This is a genomic window from Sedimentitalea todarodis (assembly GCF_032595355.1).
In the GTDB taxonomy this organism is placed as follows: domain Bacteria; phylum Pseudomonadota; class Alphaproteobacteria; order Rhodobacterales; family Rhodobacteraceae; genus Sedimentitalea; species Sedimentitalea todarodis.
This window is the reverse complement of the sequence record NZ_JASMWN010000016.1, coordinates 18,792-42,537: the sequence shown is the minus strand read 5'-3', so window position 1 is coordinate 42,537 and position 23,746 is coordinate 18,792. Positions and strand designations below refer to the sequence as shown.

The following is a 23,746-nucleotide window of genomic DNA, read 5'->3' as shown; positions in this document are numbered from 1 at the left end:
TCGCGTTTCAATTGGGTCATCTAGCATCACCCAAGGCGTTGAAACATATGATTTCAGGCAGCGCCAGGTAACTTGGGCTTAACGCGAAGTGCTCTAGACGGGTTGATCTGTCACGAACGAGGGCCGTCATGGCAACCTATCAATTCGACTGGGTGGATGCGTTCACCTCCAACCCGTTCTCGGGGAACGGCTGTGCAGTGGTCCATCAGGGCGCCGCGCTGAGCGACGATAAATGCATGGCCTATGTACGCGAGACGTCACTGGTGGAGTGCACATTTACCGGCCCATCCGAGGTGGCCGATATCCGGGTGCGCTATTTCCTGGCGAGTCGCGAAATCCCGTTTGCCGGGCACCCGACGATTGCCACGGTCGCGGCAATGCGGTCGCGCGGTTTGGTCGCGGGTGGCCGATTGATATTGGAAACCGGGGCCGGGCTGGTTGAGGTGCAACTGGACGGCGAACGGATAGAGATGACCCAGATCGCACCGGAATTCGGCGCGAAGCCAAGCCAGGCACAGGTGGCACATGTGGTCGGGCTGATGCCAGATGCGATCATTGCTCAACCACAAGTGGTTTCGACCGGACTGCCGTTCTGCATTGCGGTGCTGCGCGATCACGGCGACCTGCGCGCGGCGCGCCTGAATGTCGAGGCTTTGCGCGACATGGCGATCGATTTGGGCTATGATGGCACCGATATGATTGAGCCATTTCTTGTTACATTGACCGGCGCAACCGAAGCCGGAGATACATTTTCCCGCCTGCTGCTGGCTCCACCGAGCCCGCCGGAAGACCCGTTCACGGGGTCGGCAACCGGTGCGATGGCGGCGTATCTGTGGCGTCATGGATTGATGGACAAGGACATCTTTGTCGCGCAGCAGGGGCATTGGATGGGCCGGCCCGGTCAGGCATGGGTCAGCCGGGTTGGTCCGGTTGATGCAATGACCGGGATCCGCGTGGCCGGACAGGGTCATGTACTGATGCGCGGCGAAGTTGATATGCCCGATGGCTGAGGCCGCCGCAATCGCGATCCTGCCTTATGGCAACACGCTTGGATCTGCGCTGGCGGCGCGGCCCACGAGCGATCTGATCTGGCCAGACGGCTGTCCCAAGCGTCTTAATGGGGCCACCATCGGGGATATGTTGCCAACAGATCACCTGATCGCTTTTCCCAGAACCAGCATGCATTTCCGGCGAAACTGGGGCACGCGGGCGCGAATCTCGCTGATCATGGGCGAGCCGTCGTTTATTCACGCCAAACATATCCGGATGTTGCGACTGACATATCGGAGGTTCTTTCGCGTCCTGACCTTCAGCCAGACCTTGCTGAACACGATTCCAAACGCGGTCCTGTTTCCTCTGGGCGGCACATGGGTGTCGGACTGGCATACGCGGGACCTGACCAAGACCCGGGCCTGTTCGCTGATCGCGTCGGCCAAGAAGGACACCACCGGGCACAAGCTGCGTCATGCGGTGGTTGATCAGGTCAGGGTTCGGGGGATGGATGTACACGTCATGGGCGGCGGTTATGCGCCATTCAAGGACAAGGCCGAGGGGCTGGCGCCCTATCGCTATTCCGTCGTGATCGAGAACATGCGCGAGCAGAACTATTTTTCCGAAAAGCTGCTGGATGCGGTATTTTGCGGGACCGTTCCGATCTACTGGGGATGTCCCAACCTGCCGGACTTCATTGATCCCGACGGGATTATTCAATGCCAGAGCGAGCCCGATATCCTTGCGGCATTGGCGGATATGTCCGAGGCGGACTATGCGGCGCGGATGCCCCAGATCGACCGCCTCAAGGTTCAGTTGGAGCCCTATGCCGATATCCAGAAGCGGGCCGCGACGGCATTGCGCGCGGAAATCGCAGGATAGCGGGGAACGCATTATATCGTTTGTTGACTCGTCACGGGGATCAAAGTGCTCAGATGCGCGCGATTCCCTGATCGCACGAGAAAAGTTGCCCGGCGTGAGGCGGGGAGGGTTTTCGCCCTCTCAAACGCGGTCTAGCTTGCATCATATGGAATCAGCACTGGATCATCAGACGGCACGGGCGCTCTTGGAGTGGCAGTTTGAGCTTGGCGTGACCGACGCCATTGGTGAGGCGGCCGTTGATCGCTATGAACTACCGGATGCCGCGCCATGGCTGCAAAAGAAACGCCCGCCTGCCCGCATCGCGGAATCGCTGCCCCTGGCGGAGCGGAACGAGGATCCCGTCAGGGTTGCAGAAGCGGCGGCGCGCGGGGCGGAAACGCTGGAAGGATTGCGCGCGGCATTGGGAGCGTTTGAATTGTGCGAGCTGAAAAAGGGCGCACGCAATCTGGTGTTTTGCGATGGGGTGGCCCGCGCGCGGGTGATGATCATTGGCGAGGCACCGGGGCGTGACGAGGATCGCGAGGGGCGGCCCTTTGTCGGGCGTGCAGGGCAATTGCTTGACCGGATGCTGGCCGCTGTGAACCTGAGCCGGGAGGCATCTGTCTATATCACCAACGTGCTGCCGTGGCGGCCTCCGCAAAATCGCGATCCAAAGCCAGAAGAGATCGCAATGATGCGTCCGTTCCTGCAGAGACATGTTGAACTGGCCGCCCCGGAGCTGATTGTTCTGATGGGCAATATCAGTTGTCAGGCGGTGCTCGGCAAGCGCGGGATCACCCGGTTGCGCGGGACCTGGGCCGAAGCCTATGGGCGGCCCGTTTTGCCAATGTGGCACCCGGCCTACCTGCTGCGCGAACCCATTGCCAAGCGCGAGACCTGGGCGGATTTGCTGAGCTTGCAGGCGCGATTGAGGGAGCCGTCATGAAGGTTCTCGCATTCTCTGACCTGCACGCTTCAGCCAGCCGGGCCGCTGCGATTGTTGCAGCAAGCGACGCCGCCGATCTGGTGATCGGGGCAGGAGATTTCTGCAACATGCGTCAGGGACTGGACGAGGCGATGGCGATGCTCGCAGGGATCACCACCCCGCTGGTTCTGGTCCCGGGGAACGCCGAAAGCCATGACGAGCTGATCGCCGTCGCGCCTGAAGGAGCGACCATTTTGCACGGGCAAGGCACCGAAGTTGGTGGCTTGCGGCTCTTCGGCTTGGGTTATGGCGTGCCGGAGACCCCGTTTGGCGCGTGGTCCTGTGACCTGTCCGAGGCGCGCGCGGCCGAAATGCTGACGGCTTGCGATGTGGCGGACATCTTGGTTCTGCATTCGCCGCCCAAAGGCGTTGCTGATCTAACATCGGCGGGTCAATCGGTCGGGTCCAAAGCAATCAGCGCGGCAATCGCGCGGATACAGCCGCAGTTGGCGGTTTGTGGGCACATTCATGACAGTTGGGGCAAACGCGGCACGATCGGAGCCAGTGACGTTGTCAATCTGGGGCCAGTTCCGACCTGGTTCGAGATCGATCCTCGGGAAAGATGACACATGTCTCGAATTGATGAGAGCAAAGAGTTCATTCCGGTGCGGATTGCGGTTCTGACGGTGTCGGATACACGTACCGAATCCGACGATCGGTCGGGGCAGGTGCTGGTCGACCGGCTGACGGCTGCGGGGCATGTGCTGGCGGATCGCACGATCGTGCCGGATGAGCGCGACAGCATCTCGGCGCAGCTGCGCCACTGGATCGCGGACGGTCACGTCGACGTTGTGATCAGCACCGGTGGCACCGGCCTGACCGGACGGGATGTGACCGTCGAGGCGCACAGGGACGTGTACGAAAAGGAAATCGACGCTTTCGGCACCGTGTTCACCATGGTGTCGATGGCCAAGATCGGCACCAGCGCGGTGCAGTCCCGCGCCACCGGTGGCGTGGCCGGCGGCACCTATCTGTTCGCGCTGCCCGGTAGCCCCGGAGCCTGCAAGGATGCGTGGGACGAGATCCTGTCCCGGCAACTGGATTTTCGGCATCGTCCCTGCAATTTCGTGGAAATCATGCCGCGCTTGGATGAACATCAGCGACGGAAATAACGTCGGTGGGCGTAACACCCTTGTGGTTTGGTATTTTTTCAGGCCGCGCTAGGATATGCTATGGGTGTAACCGCGGCCCCAAGGATGTTTTGTGATGCGCTTTTTGAGACAAAGTCTGGTTGGCCTGTTGCTGGCGTCCGTAACGCTGGCGTTGATGATCTATGCGGTCAGCATGGTGATGTCGGCGGTTCAGGTGCGCATGAATGGCGACAAGGACACGCCGCAAGCCCGGGAGCGGGTGTTCGCCGTGAACGTTGTCACCGCAAGAAACGAAACCATCGCGCCGTTGTTGCAGGCCTTCGGGCAGGTCCAGAGCCGCCGGATGCTTGAATTGCGCGCCGCTGTGGCCGGGCGCATCGTGTCGTTGGCCGCGAGTTTCGAAGAAGGTGGCGAAGTACGGACCGGCGATGTTCTGGTCGAGATCGATCCGGCAGATGCACAGGCAGCGCTGGATCGGTTGCACAGCGATCAGATGGATGCCGAGGCAGAGCAGCGCGATGCGGAGCGGGTGCTGCTGTTGGCCCGCGACGAGTTGGTCGCAGCCCAGGATCAGGCCAAGTTGCGCGAGCGTGCCTTTGAACGACAGACGGACCTGCAGGAGCGCGGCGTTGGCACCGCGATGACGGTCGAGGTTGCGGAACTGGCCGCTGCATCGGCGCGGCAGGCGGTCTTGTCACGGCGTCAGGCCGTGGCGCAGGCCGAGGCCCGGGTGGATCAGGCCGCAACCGCGCTGGCGCGCGTTCGGATCATGGTGGCGACAGCCGAGCGGGATCTGGCGGAAACCACCTTGCGGGCGACCTTTGACGGCACGTTGAGCGAGGTGAGCCTGGTTGAGGGTCGGTTGGTTTCGGCGAACGAAAAGCTGGCAACGCTGGTGGACCCGAACGCGCTTGAAGTGGCGTTTCGGGTGTCGACCGCACAGTATTCGCGGCTGCTGGACGAAACCGGCAACCTGATCGCTGCAGATGTCACGGCATCATTGGACGTGACCGGTGCCGAGTTGGTGGCCCCGGGCCGGATCAGCCGCGACAGCGCGATCGCAGGCGAAGGACAATCCGGGCGTATGATCTTTGCCGGGCTGGACAGTGCGCCGGGGTTCAAACCGGGAGATTTTGTCACCGTATCGGTGCAGGAACCGCCGATCGAAAACGTCGCACGGTTGCCGGCTTCGGCGCTGGATGTAGCACAGACTGTGCTGGTGCTCGGGCCCGAGGACCGGCTCGAATCGTTGCAGGTCGAACTGGTGCGGCGGCAGGGTGATGACATCCTGGTGCGCGGTGCCGGGTTGGCCGGGCGCGAGGTCGTGGTCGGGCGCACGCCGCTGCTGGGCGCGGGTATTCGCGTGCGACCTTTGCGTGAAGAGGCGCGGGCCGAACCGGAACAGGCAATGCTGGAGCTGAGCGATGACCGCCGCGCGCGGCTGGTGGCGGTGATCGAAGCCAACGAACGGATGCCGGCAGAGGCGAAAGCACGGGTTCTTGCTCAGTTGTCAGAAACCCGTGTCCCCTCCCGGCTGGTCGAGCGGATCGAATCCCGCAGCGGCGGGTAACGCGGGATGGCGCGCGAGATACCAAGGGCGGCAGGCGGCATACTGTCCTATTTCACCCGGCACCGGACCGTCGCGAATCTGTTGCTGCTCGTTATGCTGGTCATGGGAGCGGCGGCGATTCCGAACATGCGGGCGCAGTTCTTTCCTGACGTGATCGTCGACGAAGTGACTGTCAGCGTCGAGTGGGAAGGCGCCGGACCCGAGGATGTGGACGGGGCCATCGTGCAGGTGCTCGAGCCGACGCTGCTGGCGGTGGATGGTGTCGAAAGCTCGTCTTCGTCATCGCGCGAGGGAATGGCGGTCATCGAACTGGAGTTTGAGCCGGGCTGGGACATGTCACGGGCGGCGGATGATACGCAAGCGGCGGTCGACGCGGTGACGACCCTGCCGGATGAGGCCGAAGAGCCGACGGTGCGGCGCGGGGCGTGGCGCGACCGGGTAACCGATGTGGTGATCACCGGGCCAATCGGCGCCGGACAGCTGGCTCTCTTTGCCGACGAGTTCGTCAGTCGCCTGTTCGCGGTCGGCGTGACACGGACCACCATCCGTGGCGTCGCGGCGCCGCAAACCCTGATCGAGGTGCCCTCTGCCAAGCTGATCGCCAATGATATCAGCATGACCGAGATCGCGGAAGCGGTGGCGGCGGAGGTCGACACCAATCCGGCGGGCGATGTGTCCGGGGCCAATGCACGTGTGCGCACGGGCACTGAAAAGCGTGCACCCGAGGATATCTCCGGGATCGTTCTGCGCTCAAACGCCGACGGGTCCACGCTGACTGTCGGGGATATTGCCACCATTCGGGTCGAGGGGGTGGACCGCAATCGCAGCTATTTTGTGGGCGACAATCCCGCCATGTCAATTCGTGTGGACCGATCGGATCAGGGCGATGCGATCGGCATTCAGAGGCAAGTCGAAGAGGTCGCCGCCGACGTGCTGCTGAGCTTGCCTGCCGGGGTCTCGATCGAATTGATCCGCACCCGTGCCGAAGCGATCAGCGGACGCCTGAACATACTGGTGGATAACGGCATCATGGGGTTGGGGCTGGTGGTGTGCCTGCTGTTCCTGTTCCTCAATGCGCGCACGGCGTTCTGGGTGGCGGCGGGGATTCCGGTGGCCATGTGCGCCGCAATTGCGTTGATGTACATCGGCGGGCTGACCATCAATATGGTCAGCCTCTTTGGCCTGATCATTACGCTGGGGATCGTGGTGGATGATGCCATCGTCGTCGGCGAGCACGCGGACTTCAGATCGCGGCGCTTGGGAGAGCACCCGGTCGTCGCGGCCGAAAATGCCGCACGCCGCATGGCGATGCCGGTCTTTGCCGCAACATTGACGACAGTGATCGCGTTTTTCGGCCTGACGGCAGTTGGCGGTCGGTTCGGAGATCTGATCAAGGATATCCCGTTCACCGTAATCGCGGTTCTGGCGGCGTCGCTGGTCGAGTGTTTCCTGATTCTGCCCAACCACATGTCGCACGCCATCGCCCATTCGGCGAAAGAACATTGGTATGACTGGCCCAACCGCGTGGTCAATCGCGGGTTTCGTTGGGTGCGGGACCGCCTGTTTGCCCCGTTCATGGGATGGGTGATCACCGGTCGGTATGTGGTGCTGGCGGCGGTGGTGGCGATCCTGGCCAGCCAGGTGGCGGTGTTCATCCGGGGCGACGTGCAATGGCGGTTTTTCAACGCGCCGGAGCGTGGTTCGGTGACCGGAAATTTCGCCATGGTCGAGGGGGCCACGCGCGCTGATACCTTGGACATGATGCGTGAAATGCAGCGGGCAACCGAGGCACTGGGAGAGGACTACGAGGCGCGCTATGGCACCAATCCGCTGCTCTATGTGATGGCGGAAACAGGCGGCAATTCCGGGCGACGCCTGCCGGGCGCGGATATCAAGGACAACGATTTGCTGGGCGGAATCGCGATAGAACTGATTGACGCCGATTTGCGTCCCTATTCAAGTTTCGCCTTTGTCGGTGAGTTACAGGATTCGGTGCGACGCCATCCACTTGTCGAGGTAATCTCTTTTCGCGGTTGGCGGTCGGGGCCGGGAGGCGATGCGCTGGACGTGCAGTTCTTTGGCGCTGATGTGCAGACGCTGAAGGCTGCGAGCCAGGATTTGCAGGCGGCCCTGCTGCGCTATCCCGAAGTGTCAGCGGTCGAGGATAATCTGGCCTATGACAAGGAAGAACTGATCCTTGATCTGACGCCGAAAGGGCAGGCGTTGGGCTTTACGATCGACACCTTGGGGCGCGCCTTGCGGGCACGGCTGAACGGGATCGAGGCGGCGACATATCCGGACGGGCCGCGCAGTGCAACGATCCGCGTGGAACTGCCCGAAGGGGAACTGAGCGCCGATTTTCTGGAGCGCACCTACATGCGCACACCGGGTGGTGTCTATGTGCCGCTGTCGGATGTGGTCAGCGTGCAGCAGCGCACCGGCTTTTCCACGGTACGGCGCGAAAATGGCATCCGGCTGATTTCCGTAACCGGCGACATCGCCGAGGATGACCCCGCCCGCGCTGCAGAAATCCAGATCGCACTGGAAACCGAGATTCTGCCCAGGATCGCCAGTGAACGGCAGGTGGACTGGCGCCTGTCCGGGCTCAGCGAGCAGGAAAACGATTTCCTCACCGATGCACGCAATGGTCTGATCCTGTGCCTGACCGGAATTTACCTCGTGCTGGCCTGGGTATTCGCGAGCTGGACACGACCGCTGGTGGTCATGGCGATCATTCCGTTCGGGCTTGTTGGAACGATCTGGGGGCATCACCAATGGGGCGTGCCGCTGAGCATGTTCACGGTGGTCGGTTTGCTGGGGATGACCGGAATCATTATCAACGATTCCATCGTGCTGGTTACGACGATTGACCAATACGCCCGCGAACGGGGACTGTTTCAAGCGATCATTGAGGGTGCGACGGACCGTCTACGCCCGGTGATGCTGACCACGCTGACGACCGTTCTGGGGCTGGCGCCCTTGCTGTTTGAACAGAGCCAACAGGCGCAGTTCCTGAAGCCTACGGTGATCACGTTGGTCTACGGGTTGGCATTTGGTATGATTCTGGTGCTGCTGGTGGTGCCAGCGCTGGTGGCGGCACAGCAGGACATTGCCCGCCCGCTGGCAGCGTTGCGCCGGGCCCTGCGCAGCCGGGTTCGCCCATTGCAGGGGGTGATCTGGGCCACGGGAATGCTGTTGCTGGGCTGGTTGGCGGCGACGCTTGGCATGACGGCCGCAACCGGCGTGCTGCCTGCGCAGCTGGCCGATCTTGTGCCGCCGCTGCGCGACATGGCCCCGATGCGCGCAGCACTGGTGACGTTTCTGCCGGGTGCCGTGCTGATCGTGGCGCTGGTCTGGCTGGGTGCGGTGCTGGGTTATCTGCGCAGGGCTATGGCCTGATTCAAGACGGAGGCAACGCGGTCGCTCATCGGGAGATCGCCGCGCCGCACCTGCTCAAATGGAAACCAGGCGGCATCCTCGACATCATCGGCCGCACAGGGCGTGCCGCTGACATAATCACAGAGCACGGCAACCAGCAGGTAGTGCAGCGTGGTCTGACCGCCTGCATCCCGGCCGATCACATCGATATTGGTGATGTAGTCGACTGGCGCCGCGATGACACCGGTTTCCTCAAGCAATTCGCGCGCAGCGGCGGCGAGCGCGGTTTCTCCCAACTCCACATGACCGCCCGGAAAGCCCCACAACCCGGCATCCGGCGGATTTCTGCGTTGTGCCAGCAGGACGTGGCCCTCGGATATCACCACGGCAATGGCGCCGAGCCTTGGCACCGGATTGGTCACGCTACCCTGACGTACAGCCACGGATGTCGACCGCGTGGCGCCTTCCCAGCACCGTGATGCGGACCGCCGAGCGGTCGACCGCAAGAGGGCCACCCGACACCGGAAACAGGTCGCTGACCGCCAGAAGTGTCCCGCCTTCGCGTCGCGTCTGGGTTTGCGAGGCCCATATCCGCGGGCTTCCCGGCTCTATCACTGCAACCTCTTGCCCTCCCGCCGAGGGCATCGCGATCCGCGCTTCTAGGCGCATCCCACCGTCGACGGGTGAGAGTCGACAGGTGGAAGAGGTGACGCCGCCTTCCTTTCGGGTGAAGGGGCGTTGCGCCATTGCGGCGGCTATGGCCGGGTTGCGGCCCGCCTTGGCATCGAGCTGATGATCGACGGACAGCGTACCGGGAACACAGATGTCCTTGCAGATGCCGACCTCGACCTTGCCCCGCAACCGCACCGGACGCGTGGGGTCCGCCGGGGTAATCTCGACTGGCAGGACCAGCTGGGTCTTGTAGCCGATGGACTGCATCCCATTCTGATCGAATACATGCGGCGTGGGCCATGTGATCTCCATATGCCCAAGATTCTGCGACCGACCCCAGTCAAACTGCGGCGGTATGCCGGCGTCGCCGGGCGCGCGCCAGTAGGTCTTCCACCCATCCGACAGGGAAATCCTCAGCGCGCTCATATAGGTACCGCGCTTGGTCAAACCTCCGTCGAGCATGTCGGCCTGCACCAGCTCGTCCACCTTGACCTGCGCACGCAGGGGAAGTGCGGCAAGAGCAAGCGCGGCGGCGAGCGCCAGAACGGGAAACACGCGTGAAGTCATGACACACTAAATGCGCGTTCCGGCGTGCAAAGCCAAGTCACGTTCCGGTCAATTACATGACATCCCGGCAAATCGGGCGAACAGACTCTTGCGCCGGCACGGGGCTAGGGCCATGTTGAGGGCAGAGGCGCGTATGGGACGACAGCTGGACACTACATGGATCTGACTGGAAAACTGCTGATTGCGATGCCCGGAATGGGCGACCTGCGTTTTGAACACTCGGTGATCTTCCTGTGCAGCCACAGTGCCGAGGGTGCGATGGGCCTGATCGTGAACAAGCCGGCTCAGGACGTGCGGCTGTCACATTTGCTGGAGCAGCTCGACATCGCGCCAGAACAGCCGGCACAGGACATGACCGTGTATTTTGGCGGCCCGGTCGAAAGCGCGCGCGGATTTGTCCTGCACTCGCCGGACTACCAGTCGAATCTGCAGTCCCTTGCGGTCTCCGACGAATTCAGCATGACTGCGACGTTGGACATACTCGAAGACATTGCCACGGGCAGCGGGCCGAAACGGGGGCTGATGCTTCTGGGTTATGCCGGTTGGGGCCCGGGCCAGTTGGAAGGCGAGATTGCCATGAACGGCTGGCTGACCGCAGAAGCGGATGCGGACCTCGTGTTTGATCTTGCCGATGCCGAGAAATGGGGCGCGGCATTGCAGACCTTGGGTGTAGATCCGGTGAGCCTTTCGGCAAGCGCCGGGCACGCCTGACCACAAGGCCAGACCCGCTCGTCTGGTTTTCATCTTTGTGAAAGTACTCCGGGGAGTTTGAGGGGCAGCGCCCCTCATCCGCAGCCAACCGATAGTGAAACGCCGGGGAACTACGCGTCGCGCGGCGCGGCGGCGCGGCGGAGCCGGTCGTTGATCGCCACCCCAAGGCCATGATCGGGGATCGGCGCGACCGCAATGGGACGTTCGCCCCGATCCAGCAGATGCAGACAGTCAAACAGATTGGCCGCGGCTTCGGTCAGATCCCCGTTCTGCGAGAGGTTGAGATCACAGGCGACGTCGCCAAAGCCGAGAAAGGCCTCACCGGGGCACGATGTGTCGGCGTTCAGCCTGACCGCGTGCTTCGGGGCATAATGCGACAGCAGTTGACCGGGTGCGGTGAGGTCATCGGACGCGGCATGTCGCAGCAGTTCCCGTCCAAGAGCGGCCTCGATCGGCTCTGCCGGGAGCCCCCCGGGACGAAGCAGTCGTGGCGTGTCGTTCGCAAGCCCGACAATCGTGGATTCCAGCCCGACGGCGCAGGCACCGTCGTCGATCACGGCGCCGATGCGCCCGTTCAAGCCGGCGAGGACATGGGCCGCAGCCGTTGGGCTGATTCGCCCGGAGGGGTTGGCCGAAGGAGCCGCGAGCGGCCCACCAAAGGCGTGCAGCAACGCCTGTGCCGTCGGGTGGGCGGGCACGCGAACGGCGAGCGTGTCAAGACCAGCGGTGACCAGAGACGCAATGCCGTGACCGTCGCGCAGGGGCAGAACCAGTGTCAGGGGACCTGGCCAGAACGCCTGTGCCAGCCGGTCGGCCATGTGGGACCATCTGACGAGGCGCCGCGCGGTTTCAATGTCCGGGACATGTGCAATCAGCGGGTTGAAGGCCGGTCGGCCCTTGGCCGCGTAAACCCGTGCAACAGCAGGGCCGGATCGCGCATCCCCGCCCAGCCCGTAAACCGTCTCTGTTGGAAAGGCGACGGGCTCACCCTGTGCCAGCAAATCCGCCGCCCGCGCGAGGTCGGCAGGTGAAGCGGTCAGAGTCAGTGTCGGCTTTTGGGGCATATCCGTGACGCGGCGTTCTGGTTGCGCAAGCGGGCGCACTGGTTTGCAATGGGGTCTACCCCGTCCCATAGTGGCGGCACGCGCCAATGCCAAGCCCGCCACCAACCATTTCAAGAGGTCCGTCATGTCCTATCGAGCGCCCGTTCAAGATTACGAATTCCTGTTTGACAACGTCGTCGGCTTTGATCGGGTGGCCGGGACAGCGCGTTTCGACGAGGCCAGCCCCGATATGGTGAGTGCGATCCTGACCGAGGCGGGCAAGATGTGCGAAGAGGTGATGGCCCCCTTGCAGCGTAACGGCGACCTGCATCCCGCTCACCTGGAAAACGGCGTGTTGCGCACCTCACCGGGGTTCGCGGATGGCTGGCGCGCGATTGCCGAAGGTGGCTGGATCGGGATGAGCGCAAACCCGGAGTACGGCGGCATGGGCCTGCCGATGACCCTCACCACCAGTGTCAACGAAATGATGAGTGCGGCCTGCCTGTCGCTTCAGCTTGCACCGTTGATGAGCCAGGGACAGATCGAGGCGCTGGATCATCACGCCAGCGATGCGATCAAGGATTTGTACCTGCCCAAACTGATCAGCGGCGAATGGGCTGGGACGATGAACCTGACCGAACCGCAGGCCGGCTCGGATGTGGGCGCGCTGAGTTCCAAGGCCGAACCAAACCGCGATGGCACCTATGCCGTGACTGGTCAGAAGATCTTTATCAGCTGGGGCGACAATGATTTCGCCGAGAATGTCTGTCACCTCGTGCTGGCGCGGCTGCCGGATGGGGTGCCGGGGACCAAGGGGATCAGCCTGTTCCTGGTGCCCAAGCGGTTGCCGGATGACAACGGCAATGCAGGTGTTGCCAACAGTCTCAAGGTGGTGAGCCTTGAGCACAAGATGGGTCTGCATGGCAGCCCGACCTGCGTGATGCAGTATGACGGCGCGACCGGCTGGCTGGTCGGCGAGGAACATGGCGGCATGGCGGCGATGTTCACGATGATGAACAACGCGCGGCTGGGCGTTGGCGGGCAGGGCATTGGGGCCGCCGAAGGGGCCTATCAGCACGCACTGGCCTATGCGCTGGAGCGCAAACAGGGCAGGACCCCAAGCGGCACGATCATCGATCACGCGGATGTGCGCCGGATGCTCACGACAATGAAGGCCGATCTGTTTGCCGCACGTGCCATCATGCTGGCCTGTGCCGTTGCAATCGACATGCAAACAGCGACGGGGGATGAGGAATGGGCGGCACGCGCCGCGCTGCTGACGCCGATTGCCAAGGCCTTCGGCACCGACGTGGGTATCGAGATTGCCGAGACTGGCGTGCAGGTGCATGGCGGCATGGGCTTCATCGAAGAAACCGGTGCTGCGCAGTATTACCGCGATGTGCGGGTGACGGCGATCTACGAGGGGACCAACGGCATCCAGGCGATGGATCTCGTGGCGCGCAAGATGATGGATGGTGGCGAGGCGGCGGCGCGGCTTCTGGACGAGATCGAGGCGCATGCGGAAGGCGCTCGGGGGGCGTTCCCGGAGATGGCCGAGGCAGTGTGGCAGGCCACGGAATCCCTGCGCGAGGCGACAGAATGGCTGGTGTCGCAATCCGACATGAATGACCGGTTTGCTGGTGCAGTGCCCTATCTTCGCGCCTTTGCGCGGGTTCTGGGCGGACATTTTCACCTGGCGGCAGCAATGGCCGATCAGGGCGGAGCACGGGAGAAATTGGCGCGCTGCTACATCACGCGGATGCTGCCGGAACACCTGGGGCTGCTGGTTCAGGCGCAAGCCGGGGCAGCGGATCTCTATGCGCTGGACACAGACGAGTTGAGCGCGTGAGCATGGATGGCGTCCCAACGCCGGGAATCCGCTATCCGTGGCAGAAACCGCCAGAGCGTGGGCAGGCCATCGACGTCGCAGAGGGCGTACTGTGGATGCGCCTGTCGCTGCCAATGAAGCTCGATCATGTGAATGTCTACGCGCTGGATGACGGAGATGGCTGGACCATTATCGACAGCGGTTTCGACAGCAAGCTGACCCGAGGCATCTGGGGCGATCTCATGGCCGGCCCGTTGGCGGGAAAGCCGGTGCATCGCGTGATCATCACGCATCATCACCCGGATCATGTCGGCCTCGCCGGATGGTTTCAGAGCGCGCATGGGGCAGAACTGGTGTCGACCCGGACCAGCTGGCTGTTTGCACGGATGCTGTCTCTCGACGATCAGCAGCGGCCACCACCGGAAACGCTGGAATTCTGGCGCAGCGCCGGAATGGATGCGGATCTTCTCGCGCAACGGGCACAGGAAAAGCCCTTCAACTACGCCGATATCGTCGCACCGATGCCGTTGGGGTTCACGCGGGTGAAACAGGGCGACACGATCCGAATGGGCGGGCGCAACTGGGAGGTTCATATCGGCAACGGGCACGCGCCGGAACATGCGACATTCTGGAGTCAGGATGACAACCTTGTGATTTCCGGCGATCAGATCCTGTGTTCGATCAGCCCCAATATCGGAGTCTACGCCACCGAACCTGAGGCCGACCCGCTTGCGGGCTGGCTGGAGGCCTGCGAGCGGTTCCGGCCGCTGGCGCGCGAGGATCAGTTGGTTCTCGGGGGGCACAAGATGCCCTTTACCGGGTTGCCGTTCCGGTTGCAGCAACTGATCGAGAACCATCACGGGGCGTTGCGCCGCCTGCAGGAGTTCCTCGAAACACCGCATCCGGCGGCGGCCTGTTTTCCAACGCTGTTCAAACGGCCGATCGGAGCGGGCGAATATGGGCTGGCACTGGTTGAAGCCGTGGCACATGTGAACCATCTTTATCACGCGGGTCTGGTCGGCCGCAGCCGCGGCGACGACGGCGCGTGGATGTATCAGATACGGGCAGGTTCAGATGGATGAGGATATCAAGACAACGGCCGAGGTGATCGAGGGCGATGTGTTCCCCCGGATGCACGAGGTGCATGCCAACCCGGAGAATTGTCCGGGGCCGGAGTGTGTACCGGATCGCCTGAAAGAGCCGGTGGCGGGCAAGAGCGCGGCGCAATGGGCCTATGAGCGGCTGATCATGTACATCCGTAATTTCGAGGAGCAGCTGGACAATGAGCACGAAGTCGCCATGGGCTTTGTCGGCGGCGGTGCCGGGGTTTTGCGAATCGAGGGGCTGGGGTTCTATGACCCTGATATCGTGACGTTCTACGGCAGCGACGCCTCCGGTGTCCGGACCCAGCTGATCCAGCATGTGAGCCAGTTGAGTGTGATGCTGCGCGCCTTGCCGAAACCGAGTGCGGATGTCCCGGCAAATCGGATTGGGTTTCGGCTGGCGGCGGAACTGGAAAAGACCTGAGTCGCCCTTGTGTCAGGGTGGTGAGTGGCGTTCTATGGCGCGAGAGTTCCGCACGCTGAAGGAGCATTGCGCCCATGTCGGCCCTAGCCACCTCAATCGCCGCCTATAAGGCCGCATTGTCGCGCGGACCTGTCATCATCGGACTCTATCTGGGATTGCGGTTGGCGATCTATGCCGTGCTGGCCCCTCTGCTGGGATTGCTGCTTAACCTCGCCGTGTCGCTGTCGGATCAATCGGCGCTGACCGATCAGGACATTGCCGGGTTTCTGCTGACACCGGCGGGGTTCATTGCCGCCGTAGCCGTGCTGGCGTTGGTCCTACTGGTCGAGGTTCTGGGCTTTGCTCTGATGGCGGCACTATGGCGCGCGGGCGGGACCGACCGGCTTGCGAGCGCTCGTGCCGCGCTGCTTGCGGTCGTCCGACGGATAAGGCCTCTGATTGCCTTTGCGGTGCTGTTTGTGTTGCGGGTACTGGTGATGGCGCTGCCCTTCGTGCTGGCCGGGCTGCTGGTGGCATGGCTGCTGCTGTCGGATTACGATATCAACTATTACCTGACCGAAATGCCACCCGAGGCGTGGATTGCTGGCGGAGTGATCGGCCTTATTGTCCTGGCGCTTGTTGTGCTGTTGCTGATCACATTGACCGGCTGGGCTTTGGCGCTGCATTTGGTGCTGTTTGAGGACGTTACGCCACGCCGGGCCTTTGCGGAAAGCGCGACCCGCATGTCGGGACGACGGTTCCGGTTGCAGCGTGAAGTGGTGATCTGGCTGGCCGTACGCATCGTTCTTGTAACGGGCGTCGGCATGATCGCGACCGGCATCCTGCATCTCATGCCGTTGCGCGTGGAAGGTGGATTGCGTTTGGCGTTGGCTTTGACGCTTGCTTTGGTGACAATCTGGGGTCTTGCGAATACTGCCGTATCGGCCCTCGCCTTGGGGGCGCTTGCCCATGTGATCAACGGGTTCGTCACCAAGGATGTGCGGCTGGAGACAGCGCCGGCGCGCGCAGCGGGCGGGTTGCGGCTGCGGTTGAAATGGATCGGCGCCGGACTTGCAGCCCTCGTGGCGCTTGGGTTCTGGTCGGCGGCAGCGCTGCTGGACGAGATTTCTACAGAGGACGATGTCGAGATCATAGCGCATCGCGGTGCAGCGGGCAGCCGGCCCGAGAACACCCTGGCCTCTATGGAAAAGGCGCTTGAAGAAGGTGCCGACTGGGTTGAAATCGATGTCCAGGAAACCGCCGACGGGCAGGTCGTGGTCATACATGACAGCGACTATATGAAATTGTCAGGCGTCAATCTGAAAATCTGGGATGCAACTCTGGAAGAGCTTGCTGATATCGACATCGGCGGTTGGTTCGATCCGGCCTATGCCGATCAACGGACGCCGTTGCTGCGCGACGTGCTGGAGCTTGCGAAGGGGCGATCAAAGGTTCTGATCGAGTTGAAGTATTACGGTCATGACGAGGATCTGGAGAACCGGGTTATCGGGGTCGTCAAGGAAACCGGGATGGTGGGCGAGATCGCTACAATGTCGCTGAAATACCCGGCGGTGAAAAAGATGCTGAAGCTGGAACCCGATTGGCGGACCGGTGTTCTGGCGGCGACAGCGGTTGGCAACATGGCCGGTCTGGATGGCGATTTTGTTGCATTGAGCATGAGCCGGGCGACCCCGTGGCTGACTAACAGCATTCAGGAGGCGGGCAAGGACCTCTATGTCTGGACCGTCAATGACCCGCTGGAGATGTCCAAGATGATCTCGATGGGAGCAAACGGGCTGATCACCGACGAACCGGCGCTGGCGCGACAGGTGCTCGCCATTCGGGCGGGGCTGAGCACGCCGGAGCGGTTGGTGCTTTGGATGTCCGAAGAACTGGGCCTGTCGATCCCTGCAAAGGAGTATCGCGATGCATCTCCGTAAGGCGCTTGCGCTGGCGTTGATCTTGCCTGGCAGTGTCGTTGCCCAGAGTGACGACGGCGAAAGCGACGGGATTGGACGTGCGCTGGAACTGCCTGCGCATCGGGCGCTGATCGCACGGATCGGCAAAGACGGCACCACGCTGGCCCCGTTTGAGACCGACGGGTGCAGCGGTGGGCTGTCCGGGGTCTGGCGTCTGGTGTCTTCGCAACTCCCGGACTTTGCCGCCGTTCATAAAGAGGCACCGCCGTGGGAGGCCTGTTGCGTGATCCATGACCGCGCCTATCACGCGATCGCGGGCGCGCGGACGGCAAGGGCCAGCTATGATGCACGGTTGCAGGCGGATGCGGCGCTGCGCAGCTGTGTAGTGGATACGGGAGAGAGCCGCAAAGCCCAGGTTGCTGACCATTACGAGGTGGCTGTCGAGACGGTCGAACAGGCCTATTCTGTGATCGCCGAGAGCATGTACCTGGCGGTGCGATTCGGCGGCGGACCTTGTTCCGGTTTGCCCTGGCGATGGGGCTATGGCTGGCCTGATTGCTCGATTCTAGAGCTTGGCGGGTTTGACTGACGTAGAATTGCACTGCCGTGTCTGGTTGACGCGGTGACAGGGATTTGCGAATGCGGTAGATAATGGCAACGCAACGCGAACAGGATTTCAAAGATGGCGGAATACAAGCACGGCGAGATGGACATCGAAGTTCAGACCAAAACGTTTGAGGGTTTCATGCGGTTCACCACCTGGTCCGTGATCTGCATCCTCGCGTTCCTGGTGTTTCTGGCGATCTTTGCGCGCTGATCCCGACCCTTGCACATGAAAATTGTATTCGCCTGTCTGGCCTTGATCCTTGTGGTGGCGGGTTGTTCCAAGCCGCGCGTCTATGCGGCCGATGATGTTGTCGCGCGCGCGTCCTACCGCCATTCCGGTCCACCTTCGCTGACCCTCTATACGATGATCAACAACCGCACGGGCAGCGGCGCGCATACCGGATTGCTGATCAACGCGTCGGAACGGGTGATCTTTGATCCTGCCGGTTCGTTCTTTTCCGAGGCGACGCCGGAACGGCATGACGTGCTCTTTGGAATTACGCCGGGCATGGAAAAGGGCTATCGCAGCGCCCATGCACGCAGCACCTATCACGTCGTCAGCCAGACGATTGACGTTTCGGCGACGCAGGCACAGACCGCCTATCAGCTTGCACTGCAGGCCGGGCCGGTGAATGACGCATTCTGCTCCTCCGCCACCTCGGAACTGTTGTCGCAGGTGCCCGGGTTTGGATCGATCAGAAGCGTGATGTCCCCGAACAAGCTGATGGAGCAGTTCGGGCAAATTCCCGGCGTCACCACCACGCGGTATTACGAAGACGATGATCCGGACCTGCAAAAGGCGCTGGATGAAGGCGTCAAACCGCTAACCCAGTAGATAGAGCAACCCGTAGAGCGTGCCTGCGCCTGCAAAGATGGCGGCAATCACGTTCTTGGTCAGCAGGCCGATTGCGATGGTCGAGGCCGCCGCCGCCATGCGCGGCAGATCGGGTACACCGCCGGTCGCCGCAGGCCAGATGACCAGCGGCGTGACCAGCGCGGGCAAGATCGCCACCGCCGTATAGCGCAGGTGGCGTAGCAGCCAAGGCGGCAGCGGCCGGTTTCCAACCAACCCGATAAAGACAAACCGCAGGGCAAAGCTGCCAATGGCGAGCCCGATGATGACGGTCCAGAGGGTGACGGGATCGGGGCTCATGTCCATAGCCCGCGCCGTTCGAGCCAGGCTTCGGTGCGTGCCCCGGCCATCATCGCGGCAAGTCCGGCGACCAGCAATCCGGAATTGTAAGGCAACCCGGCTGCCGCGATGGCGGTGACGATCGACACCACGGCCGCAACCATATGCGCGGGGGTGCGCAGCATCGGCGCAATCATCGCCAGAAACGCGATGGGCAGCGCAAAATCCAATGCCCAACTCTCGGGAATACGGGCCCCCATGACCGCCCCGACCAGTGTCGCGCAGTACCAGAAGGGCGCAATCAGCGCGCAGGTTCCGGCGAAATAGGCAACTCTTTCGGGCAGGGCCATGTCCTGATCGGTCTCGAACTGTACAACGGACAGGGCATAGGATTGATCGACGGTGAAATAGGCAACCAACGCCCGCTGCCACAGCGGCGCGGCCCCCAGATAGGGGGTCAACGCGGCAGAGTACATCGCCACCCTCAGGTTCACGGCGAGGGCCGAGGCCAGCACGATAAGGGTCGGTGCGTTTTCCTGCATCAGTTGCAGCGCCGCGAACTGCGCGGCCCCGGCAAAGACCGTCATCGTGAACGTCATTGTTTCAACCAGCTTCAATCCCGCCTCGGTGGCCAGAACCCCAAACAGGAGCCCGAACGGCGCGGCGACGAAGATGAAGGGGCTGCTGTCCCTTATCCCTTTCCAGAAGTACGATTTCGCGGTGGTGGACGGCATGCGTTGACCCTAGACTATGCCCGACTGCACTAGCGGCGAATGCGGAGGTTTGCAATTGGCCAAGGAACTGGACATCGCGGACTATATCATCGCGCCCGACCCTTCGGCCGCGCGGTTAACGCGTGCCGTCGAAGGCGTTGACCAGACTGGTGAAATCAGCCGGATCAACGTGGTGGAAGAGCGCCCGCTGACGATCTTTCTGAACGCGCAGGAGATCGTGACGGCGATGACCATCGGCGACTATCCCGAATATCTGGCGTTGGGGTTCCTGCGCAATCAGGGGATGTTGCTCCCGGATGACCGGATCAACGGGGTCGATTACGATGATGATCTGGAGACCGTCGTCGTGCGGACCGAACGGCAGACGAGTTACGAAGACAAGCTGAAGAAAAAGACCCGTACCTCGGGTTGTGCGGTTGGTACCGTCTTTGGAGACATGATGGAAGGGCTCGAGGATGTGCGCCTGCCCGTAACGCCGGTGCGCACGAGTTGGCTATATGCGCTGGCGGCGACGATCAACCGGACCCCGTCGCTGTACCTGCAGGCCGGGGCGATCCATGGCACGGTGCTGTGCCACGAGGATCGGCCTCTGGTCTACATGGAGGACGTGGGCCGGCATAACGCGGTCGACAAGATCGCCGGCTGGATGCTGCAAACGGGCACGGGGGCCGAGGACAAGATCCTCTACACCACCGGTCGGCTGACCTCGGAAATGGTGATCAAGACTGCGATGATGGGAATTCCGGTGCTGGCCTCGCGGTCCGGGTTTACTGCATGGGGGGTCGAGATCGCGCAACAGGTGGGGCTGACGCTGATCGGACGCATGCGCGGTCAGCGATTTGTGTGCCTTGCCGGTGATGAGCGGTTGTTGCGGGATGTCGATCCGGCCTCGGTACCGGTGGAAGAGCGCAAACATCGCAGAAAGAGTTCAGAGGCATGAGCGGCCCGCTGGGCGTGATCCTTGCCGGTGGGCTGGCGACCCGGATGGGCGGCGGCGACAAGGGGTTGCTGATGCTGGGTGGACGGCCCTTGCTGTCGCGGGTCATCGACCGGCTGGCGCCGCAGGTGACCGGCCTGGCATTGAACGCCAACGGCGATGCTGCGCGGTTTGACGATTTTGGCCTGCCGGTGTTGGCGGACAGTATCACGGGGTACGCAGGGCCATTGGCCGGGGTTCTGGCCGGGCTCGACTGGGCCGCGACACAGGGCGCGGACAGCATTGTAACAGCGGCGGCGGATACGCCGTTCTTTCCCGGTGATCTCGTCACGCGATTGCAAGAAACCGCTCGGGGAATGGATGCGCCGCTGGTTCTGGCCGCGACCCCTGATGCAAAGCGCGGTCAGTTGCGACACCCGACATTCGGGCTGTGGCCTGTGTCGTTGCGCGACGATCTGCGCACGGCGCTGAATGATGGCTTGCGCAAGGTGGTGCTTTGGACCGACCGGCATCGCGCGCGCGAGGCGGTGTTTCCGGTCAGCGATGTCGACCCGTTCTTCAACGTCAATACGCCGGATGATCTGGCCGCGGCGGAGCGGATGCGAAAGGGCGCGGCGTGAGAGTTTACGGGATCGTCGGCTGGAAGAACACCGGCAAGACCGGGTTGGTCGAGCGGTTGGTTGCAGAGATTACCGGGCGAGGTTTCACGGTTTCCACGCTGAAACACGCGCATCATGCGTTTGACATTGATCAGCCGGGCCGGGACAGCCATCGCCATCGGGTTGCCGGGGCGCAGGAGGTGTTTCTGGGTTCGGGCAAACGCTGGGCGCTGATGCACGAATTGCGGGGTGCGGACGAGCCGAGGATGGAGACGTTGCTGGCACGCTTGTCGCCGGTCGATCTGGTGCTGATCGAAGGATACAAGCGCGAGGGCCATGCCAAGATCGAAACGCATAGGGCCGAAGCGGGTCAGGGGCTGATTGCCAGTGAAGACACGACCATCCGCGCGGTGGCGAGCAACGTGCCGCTCGAGATGGATTGCCCGGTGTTCGATCTTGATGACACGGCCGGGATCGCCGATTTTGTCCTTTCCGAGGTGGGCCTGTGAGCCGGTTTGATACCTTTGTGGTCGTGGATTGGTCCGGTGGAAATGACCGGGGTCCAACAGCGAAAAAGGATGCGATCTGGGCCTGTATCGCGCGCGACGGTCAGGTAGAGGGACCAGTGTATCAGCGCAATCGTCAGGTGGCGGAAGATTGGCTGCGCGATCTAGTCGAGACAGAAATTGCGGCGGGGCGGCGCCTTTTGATCGGGTTCGATTTTCCATTCGGCTATTCCGCAGGATTCTGCCGTGCTCTCACCGGAAATGATGATCCCTTGGCCCTGTGGGATTGGATCGAGTCACGTATCGAAGATGCGCCGAAGGGCAACAACCGGTTTGACCTTGCGGGCGAGATCAATCGCAGGATCGGGAACGGGCGTGGGCCGTTCTGGGGTAATGGCTTGCGACGCGATATCGACGGTTTGCCGCGCAACAAGGCGAACTATGCGAATGACTTCGCTGAACGGCGGGCCTGTGAGACGCTTGCCAAGGGCAGTTTCAGTTGCTGGCAATTGTCCGGTGCCGGCGCAGTCGGCTCGCAGGTCCTGATGGGGGTGCCGGTGCTGGCACGGTTGCGTCGGCAATTTTCTGAGACCGTTGCCGTCTGGCCGTTTGAGCCGCTTGATACGCCGGTTGCATTGGTCGAAATCTGGCCGGGGCTGATCAATCCGGCGGTCAAGCAGGCCGAGGCCAATGGCGAATTGCGGGATGCGGCGCAGGTGAGGTTGCTGGTCCGCGCATTGTCACGGCTGGACCCCGCGACCCTTGGGGAACTGTTGGCTGTGGATGCGCCAGAGGAAGGATGGATCATGGGGTTGGGTCACGAAGAACGGTTGATGAAGGCGGCCAGCACGCCAATCGCACCTCCCCCTCTGCGCAATGATTGCTTTGCCTTGCCTGCCGGTGTCGCATGGACGCCGGTTGAGGATGCGCTGGACATGCTGCGCACGAGGCTGAGGCCAGTGACCCGCACCGAAACCATACCTCTGCAGGATGCGTCTGGCCGTGTGTTGGCACAGGACGTGATCGCCGCGCGATCCAACCCGCCACTGCCGAATTCGGCGGTGGATGGCTATGGCTTTGCCGGCGGTGCGCTTGAAGGACCGCATGTGCTGCCCCTGATCGAAGGCCGGGCCGCCGCCGGGGTGCCGTTTGATGGGATCGTGCCCGCAGGCCATGCAATCCGCATCCTGACCGGTGCGGCGGTTCCGGGCGGTGTGGATACGGTAATTCTCGAAGAGGATGTGACCTGTGATGGCCGTCAGATCGCCTTTCGGGGGCCACTGAAATCCGGTGCGAATACGCGCAAGGCGGGCGAGGATGTGGTCGCGGGCGACGTGGCGCTGCGCGCGGGTCGAGAGATTACAGCGGTGGATCTGGCATTGATGTCGGCGGTGGGTGTTGCGCACGTGCCGGTTCGCAAACGACTGCGGGTGGCGGTGCTGTCAACGGGCGACGAGCTTGTCGAGCCGGGAGAGGCGGTGGCCGCGGAGCAGATATTCGATGCAAACCGACCCATGCTCTTGTCAATGGCGCGGGCATTCGGGTTTGATCCGGTAGATTTGGGTCGGGTCGCCGATGATCGCGAGGCGCTGCGCGACCAGCTCGATGCGGCGGCAAAATCGGCGGATGTCATCCTGACCAGCGGTGGCGCTTCGGCGGGGGATGAGGACCATGTGTCGGCCCTGCTGCAACAGGCGGGCGCGATGCAGGAATGGCGGATCGCGATCAAGCCGGGGCGGCCTTTGGCGCTTGGTCTGTGGCATGGGGTGCCGGTGTTCGGGCTGCCGGGAAACCCGGTCGCGGCGATGGTCTGTACATTGGTCTTTGCGCGTCCTGCCATGAGCCTTCTGGCGGGGGCTGCGTGGCGCGAACCGCAAGGGTTTGATGTGCCCGCCGCATTCGAAAAGCGCAAGAAACCGGGGCGGCGGGAATATCTGCGCGCGCGGATGCGCGACGGTCGGGCCGAGGTGTTTGCCTCGGAAGGGTCGGGTCGGATCAGCGGGCTGAGTTGGGCCGATGGGCTGGTCGAGATTGGCGATGGCGCGCGCCACATTCGCCCCGGCGATACCGTGCGTTTCATTCCCTATGGTGGGTTCGGTCTCTAGCTCGTT

Annotated in this window: 24 protein-coding genes; 19 read left to right on the top strand and 5 right to left on the bottom strand. The window is 62.6% G+C overall.

All coding sequences use genetic code 11. The features are described from left to right. Positions 1-128: 128 nt before the first annotated feature. From QO231_RS17735 to QO231_RS17705, 7 genes are all read left to right on the top strand, one after another. Positions 129-1,010 carry a PhzF family phenazine biosynthesis protein gene (locus tag QO231_RS17735; protein WP_316779450.1) on the top strand — a complete coding sequence of 294 codons (882 nt, stop codon included), beginning with the start codon at positions 129-131 and terminating at the stop codon, positions 1,008-1,010. Further along, positions 1,003-1,872 carry a glycosyltransferase family 10 domain-containing protein gene (locus QO231_RS17730; protein ID WP_316779448.1) on the top strand — a complete coding sequence of 290 codons (870 nt, stop codon included), beginning with the start codon at positions 1,003-1,005 and terminating at the stop codon, positions 1,870-1,872. Before QO231_RS17735 ends, QO231_RS17730 begins: the two co-directional genes overlap by 8 nt. Positions 1,873-2,017: 145 nt before the next feature. Next, positions 2,018-2,797, top strand: coding sequence for a uracil-DNA glycosylase (locus QO231_RS17725; RefSeq protein ID WP_316779445.1), 780 nt, complete (start codon positions 2,018-2,020; stop codon positions 2,795-2,797). Further along, a complete protein-coding gene (locus tag QO231_RS17720; protein WP_316779443.1) occupies positions 2,794-3,402 on the top strand; it encodes a metallophosphoesterase family protein in 609 nt (202 codons plus the stop codon). The genes QO231_RS17725 and QO231_RS17720 overlap by 4 nt, the downstream gene beginning before the upstream one ends. Before the next feature lie 3 nt (positions 3,403-3,405). Next, positions 3,406-3,948: a molybdenum cofactor biosynthesis protein B gene (gene moaB, locus QO231_RS17715; RefSeq protein WP_316779441.1), complete on the top strand. Its 543-nt coding sequence runs from the start codon at positions 3,406-3,408 to the stop codon at positions 3,946-3,948. 94 nt (positions 3,949-4,042) lie between these two features. After that, the gene (locus tag QO231_RS17710; RefSeq protein ID WP_316779438.1) at positions 4,043-5,497 is read left to right on the top strand and encodes an efflux RND transporter periplasmic adaptor subunit; all 1,455 of its coding nucleotides are present in this window, start codon (positions 4,043-4,045) and stop codon (positions 5,495-5,497) included. A gap of 6 nt (positions 5,498-5,503) precedes the next feature. Beyond that, complete coding sequence (locus QO231_RS17705) at positions 5,504-8,896, top strand: efflux RND transporter permease subunit (RefSeq protein ID WP_316779436.1); 3,393 nt, start codon at positions 5,504-5,506, stop codon at positions 8,894-8,896. Here the strand turns inward: QO231_RS17705 and QO231_RS17700 are convergent. Both QO231_RS17700 and QO231_RS17695 read right to left on the bottom strand, forming a co-directional pair. Next, on the bottom strand, positions 8,872-9,318 hold the full coding sequence (locus QO231_RS17700; RefSeq protein WP_316779433.1) for an NUDIX hydrolase: 447 nt from the start codon (positions 9,316-9,318) through the stop codon (positions 8,872-8,874). The two genes, QO231_RS17705 and QO231_RS17700, sit on opposite strands and share 25 nt — an antisense overlap. Continuing rightward, on the bottom strand, positions 9,299-10,114 hold the full coding sequence (locus QO231_RS17695) for a protein-disulfide reductase DsbD domain-containing protein (RefSeq protein WP_316779429.1): 816 nt from the start codon (positions 10,112-10,114) through the stop codon (positions 9,299-9,301). The genes QO231_RS17700 and QO231_RS17695 overlap by 20 nt, the downstream gene beginning before the upstream one ends. A 156-nt stretch (positions 10,115-10,270) precedes the next feature. Here QO231_RS17695 and QO231_RS17690 point away from each other — a divergent pair, with 156 nt between their 5' ends. After that, positions 10,271-10,825: a YqgE/AlgH family protein gene (locus tag QO231_RS17690; RefSeq protein WP_316779427.1), complete on the top strand. Its 555-nt coding sequence runs from the start codon at positions 10,271-10,273 to the stop codon at positions 10,823-10,825. Between the two features lie 110 nt (positions 10,826-10,935). Here QO231_RS17690 and QO231_RS17685 read toward each other — a convergent pair whose 3' ends face one another. Continuing rightward, positions 10,936-11,889, bottom strand: a complete 954-nt coding sequence (locus QO231_RS17685; RefSeq protein WP_316779730.1) for an L-threonylcarbamoyladenylate synthase — start codon at positions 11,887-11,889, stop codon at positions 10,936-10,938. 124 nt (positions 11,890-12,013) lie between these two features. Between QO231_RS17685 and QO231_RS17680 the strand changes: the two genes are divergently transcribed. The 7 genes from QO231_RS17680 to QO231_RS17650 all read left to right on the top strand — a co-directional run bounded on the left by QO231_RS17680 (position 12,014) and on the right by QO231_RS17650 (position 18,562). Further along, positions 12,014-13,717 carry an acyl-CoA dehydrogenase gene (locus QO231_RS17680; RefSeq protein ID WP_316779426.1) on the top strand — a complete coding sequence of 568 codons (1,704 nt, stop codon included), beginning with the start codon at positions 12,014-12,016 and terminating at the stop codon, positions 13,715-13,717. A gap of 2 nt (positions 13,718-13,719) precedes the next feature. Then, positions 13,720-14,778 (top strand): MBL fold metallo-hydrolase, encoded by a 1,059-nt coding sequence (locus tag QO231_RS17675; protein WP_316779423.1) that lies wholly within the window; start codon positions 13,720-13,722, stop codon positions 14,776-14,778. Continuing rightward, positions 14,771-15,223 carry a DUF6173 family protein gene (locus QO231_RS17670; RefSeq protein ID WP_316779420.1) on the top strand — a complete coding sequence of 151 codons (453 nt, stop codon included), beginning with the start codon at positions 14,771-14,773 and terminating at the stop codon, positions 15,221-15,223. Before QO231_RS17675 ends, QO231_RS17670 begins: the two co-directional genes overlap by 8 nt. A 74-nt stretch (positions 15,224-15,297) precedes the next feature. Continuing rightward, positions 15,298-17,142 carry a glycerophosphodiester phosphodiesterase gene (locus QO231_RS17665; RefSeq protein WP_316779417.1) on the top strand — a complete coding sequence of 615 codons (1,845 nt, stop codon included), beginning with the start codon at positions 15,298-15,300 and terminating at the stop codon, positions 17,140-17,142. Continuing rightward, positions 17,129-17,710, top strand: coding sequence for a hypothetical protein (locus QO231_RS17660; protein ID WP_316779415.1), 582 nt, complete (start codon positions 17,129-17,131; stop codon positions 17,708-17,710). The genes QO231_RS17665 and QO231_RS17660 overlap by 14 nt, the downstream gene beginning before the upstream one ends. 93 nt (positions 17,711-17,803) lie before the next feature. Continuing rightward, the gene (locus QO231_RS17655; RefSeq protein WP_316779413.1) at positions 17,804-17,938 is read left to right on the top strand and encodes an aa3-type cytochrome c oxidase subunit IV; all 135 of its coding nucleotides are present in this window, start codon (positions 17,804-17,806) and stop codon (positions 17,936-17,938) included. Positions 17,939-17,953: 15 nt separating this feature from the next. Next, positions 17,954-18,562, top strand: coding sequence for a hypothetical protein (locus tag QO231_RS17650; protein ID WP_316779410.1), 609 nt, complete (start codon positions 17,954-17,956; stop codon positions 18,560-18,562). Here QO231_RS17650 and QO231_RS17645 read toward each other — a convergent pair. Both QO231_RS17645 and QO231_RS17640 read right to left on the bottom strand, forming a co-directional pair. Then, a complete protein-coding gene (locus tag QO231_RS17645; RefSeq protein ID WP_316779407.1) occupies positions 18,551-18,886 on the bottom strand; it encodes an AzlD domain-containing protein in 336 nt (111 codons plus the stop codon). The two genes, QO231_RS17650 and QO231_RS17645, sit on opposite strands and share 12 nt — an antisense overlap. Then, positions 18,877-19,593, bottom strand: coding sequence for an AzlC family ABC transporter permease (locus QO231_RS17640; RefSeq protein ID WP_316779405.1), 717 nt, complete (start codon positions 19,591-19,593; stop codon positions 18,877-18,879). Before QO231_RS17640 ends, QO231_RS17645 begins: the two co-directional genes overlap by 10 nt. Positions 19,594-19,609: 16 nt before the next feature. On the opposite strand from QO231_RS17640, the gene QO231_RS17635 reads away from it, so the two are divergent. Genes QO231_RS17635 through QO231_RS17620 form a run of 4 tightly spaced genes read left to right on the top strand, consistent with a single transcriptional unit; the run spans position 19,610 to position 23,740 of the window. Continuing rightward, positions 19,610-20,533: a formate dehydrogenase accessory sulfurtransferase FdhD gene (locus QO231_RS17635; protein ID WP_316779402.1), complete on the top strand. Its 924-nt coding sequence runs from the start codon at positions 19,610-19,612 to the stop codon at positions 20,531-20,533. Further along, a complete protein-coding gene (gene mobA / locus QO231_RS17630; RefSeq protein WP_316779399.1) occupies positions 20,530-21,150 on the top strand; it encodes a molybdenum cofactor guanylyltransferase MobA in 621 nt (206 codons plus the stop codon). The genes QO231_RS17635 and mobA overlap by 4 nt, the downstream gene beginning before the upstream one ends. Further along, positions 21,147-21,638, top strand: a complete 492-nt coding sequence (gene mobB, locus QO231_RS17625; RefSeq protein WP_316779396.1) for a molybdopterin-guanine dinucleotide biosynthesis protein B — start codon at positions 21,147-21,149, stop codon at positions 21,636-21,638. Before mobA ends, mobB begins: the two co-directional genes overlap by 4 nt. Further along, positions 21,635-23,740, top strand: a complete 2,106-nt coding sequence (locus QO231_RS17620; RefSeq protein WP_316779393.1) for a molybdopterin-binding protein — start codon at positions 21,635-21,637, stop codon at positions 23,738-23,740. Before mobB ends, QO231_RS17620 begins: the two co-directional genes overlap by 4 nt. The last annotated feature ends 6 nt before the right edge of the window (positions 23,741-23,746 follow it).

What these genes read in the sequence shown, in the direction of transcription:
- QO231_RS17735 (WP_316779450.1), top strand. Translation starts at nt 129, where the DNA reads ATGGCAACCTATCAATTCGACTGGGTGGATGCGTTCACCTCCAACCCG.
- QO231_RS17730 (WP_316779448.1), top strand. Translation starts at nt 1,003, where the DNA reads ATGGCTGAGGCCGCCGCAATCGCGATCCTGCCTTATGGCAACACGCTT.
- QO231_RS17725 (WP_316779445.1), top strand. Translation starts at nt 2,018, where the DNA reads ATGGAATCAGCACTGGATCATCAGACGGCACGGGCGCTCTTGGAGTGG.
- QO231_RS17720 (WP_316779443.1), top strand. Translation starts at nt 2,794, where the DNA reads ATGAAGGTTCTCGCATTCTCTGACCTGCACGCTTCAGCCAGCCGGGCC.
- moaB (WP_316779441.1), top strand. Translation starts at nt 3,406, where the DNA reads ATGTCTCGAATTGATGAGAGCAAAGAGTTCATTCCGGTGCGGATTGCG.
- QO231_RS17710 (WP_316779438.1), top strand. Translation starts at nt 4,043, where the DNA reads ATGCGCTTTTTGAGACAAAGTCTGGTTGGCCTGTTGCTGGCGTCCGTA.
- QO231_RS17705 (WP_316779436.1), top strand. Translation starts at nt 5,504, where the DNA reads ATGGCGCGCGAGATACCAAGGGCGGCAGGCGGCATACTGTCCTATTTC.
- QO231_RS17695 (WP_316779429.1), bottom strand. Translation starts at nt 10,114, where the DNA reads ATGACTTCACGCGTGTTTCCCGTTCTGGCGCTCGCCGCCGCGCTTGCT.
- QO231_RS17690 (WP_316779427.1), top strand. Translation starts at nt 10,271, where the DNA reads ATGGATCTGACTGGAAAACTGCTGATTGCGATGCCCGGAATGGGCGAC.
- QO231_RS17685 (WP_316779730.1), bottom strand. Translation starts at nt 11,889, where the DNA reads ATGCCCCAAAAGCCGACACTGACTCTGACCGCTTCACCTGCCGACCTC.
- QO231_RS17680 (WP_316779426.1), top strand. Translation starts at nt 12,014, where the DNA reads ATGTCCTATCGAGCGCCCGTTCAAGATTACGAATTCCTGTTTGACAAC.
- QO231_RS17675 (WP_316779423.1), top strand. Translation starts at nt 13,720, where the DNA reads ATGGATGGCGTCCCAACGCCGGGAATCCGCTATCCGTGGCAGAAACCG.
- QO231_RS17670 (WP_316779420.1), top strand. Translation starts at nt 14,771, where the DNA reads ATGGATGAGGATATCAAGACAACGGCCGAGGTGATCGAGGGCGATGTG.
- QO231_RS17665 (WP_316779417.1), top strand. Translation starts at nt 15,298, where the DNA reads ATGTCGGCCCTAGCCACCTCAATCGCCGCCTATAAGGCCGCATTGTCG.
- QO231_RS17660 (WP_316779415.1), top strand. Translation starts at nt 17,129, where the DNA reads ATGCATCTCCGTAAGGCGCTTGCGCTGGCGTTGATCTTGCCTGGCAGT.
- QO231_RS17655 (WP_316779413.1), top strand. Translation starts at nt 17,804, where the DNA reads ATGGCGGAATACAAGCACGGCGAGATGGACATCGAAGTTCAGACCAAA.
- QO231_RS17650 (WP_316779410.1), top strand. Translation starts at nt 17,954, where the DNA reads ATGAAAATTGTATTCGCCTGTCTGGCCTTGATCCTTGTGGTGGCGGGT.
- QO231_RS17645 (WP_316779407.1), bottom strand. Translation starts at nt 18,886, where the DNA reads ATGGACATGAGCCCCGATCCCGTCACCCTCTGGACCGTCATCATCGGG.
- QO231_RS17640 (WP_316779405.1), bottom strand. Translation starts at nt 19,593, where the DNA reads ATGCCGTCCACCACCGCGAAATCGTACTTCTGGAAAGGGATAAGGGAC.
- QO231_RS17635 (WP_316779402.1), top strand. Translation starts at nt 19,610, where the DNA reads ATGCCCGACTGCACTAGCGGCGAATGCGGAGGTTTGCAATTGGCCAAG.
- mobA (WP_316779399.1), top strand. Translation starts at nt 20,530, where the DNA reads ATGAGCGGCCCGCTGGGCGTGATCCTTGCCGGTGGGCTGGCGACCCGG.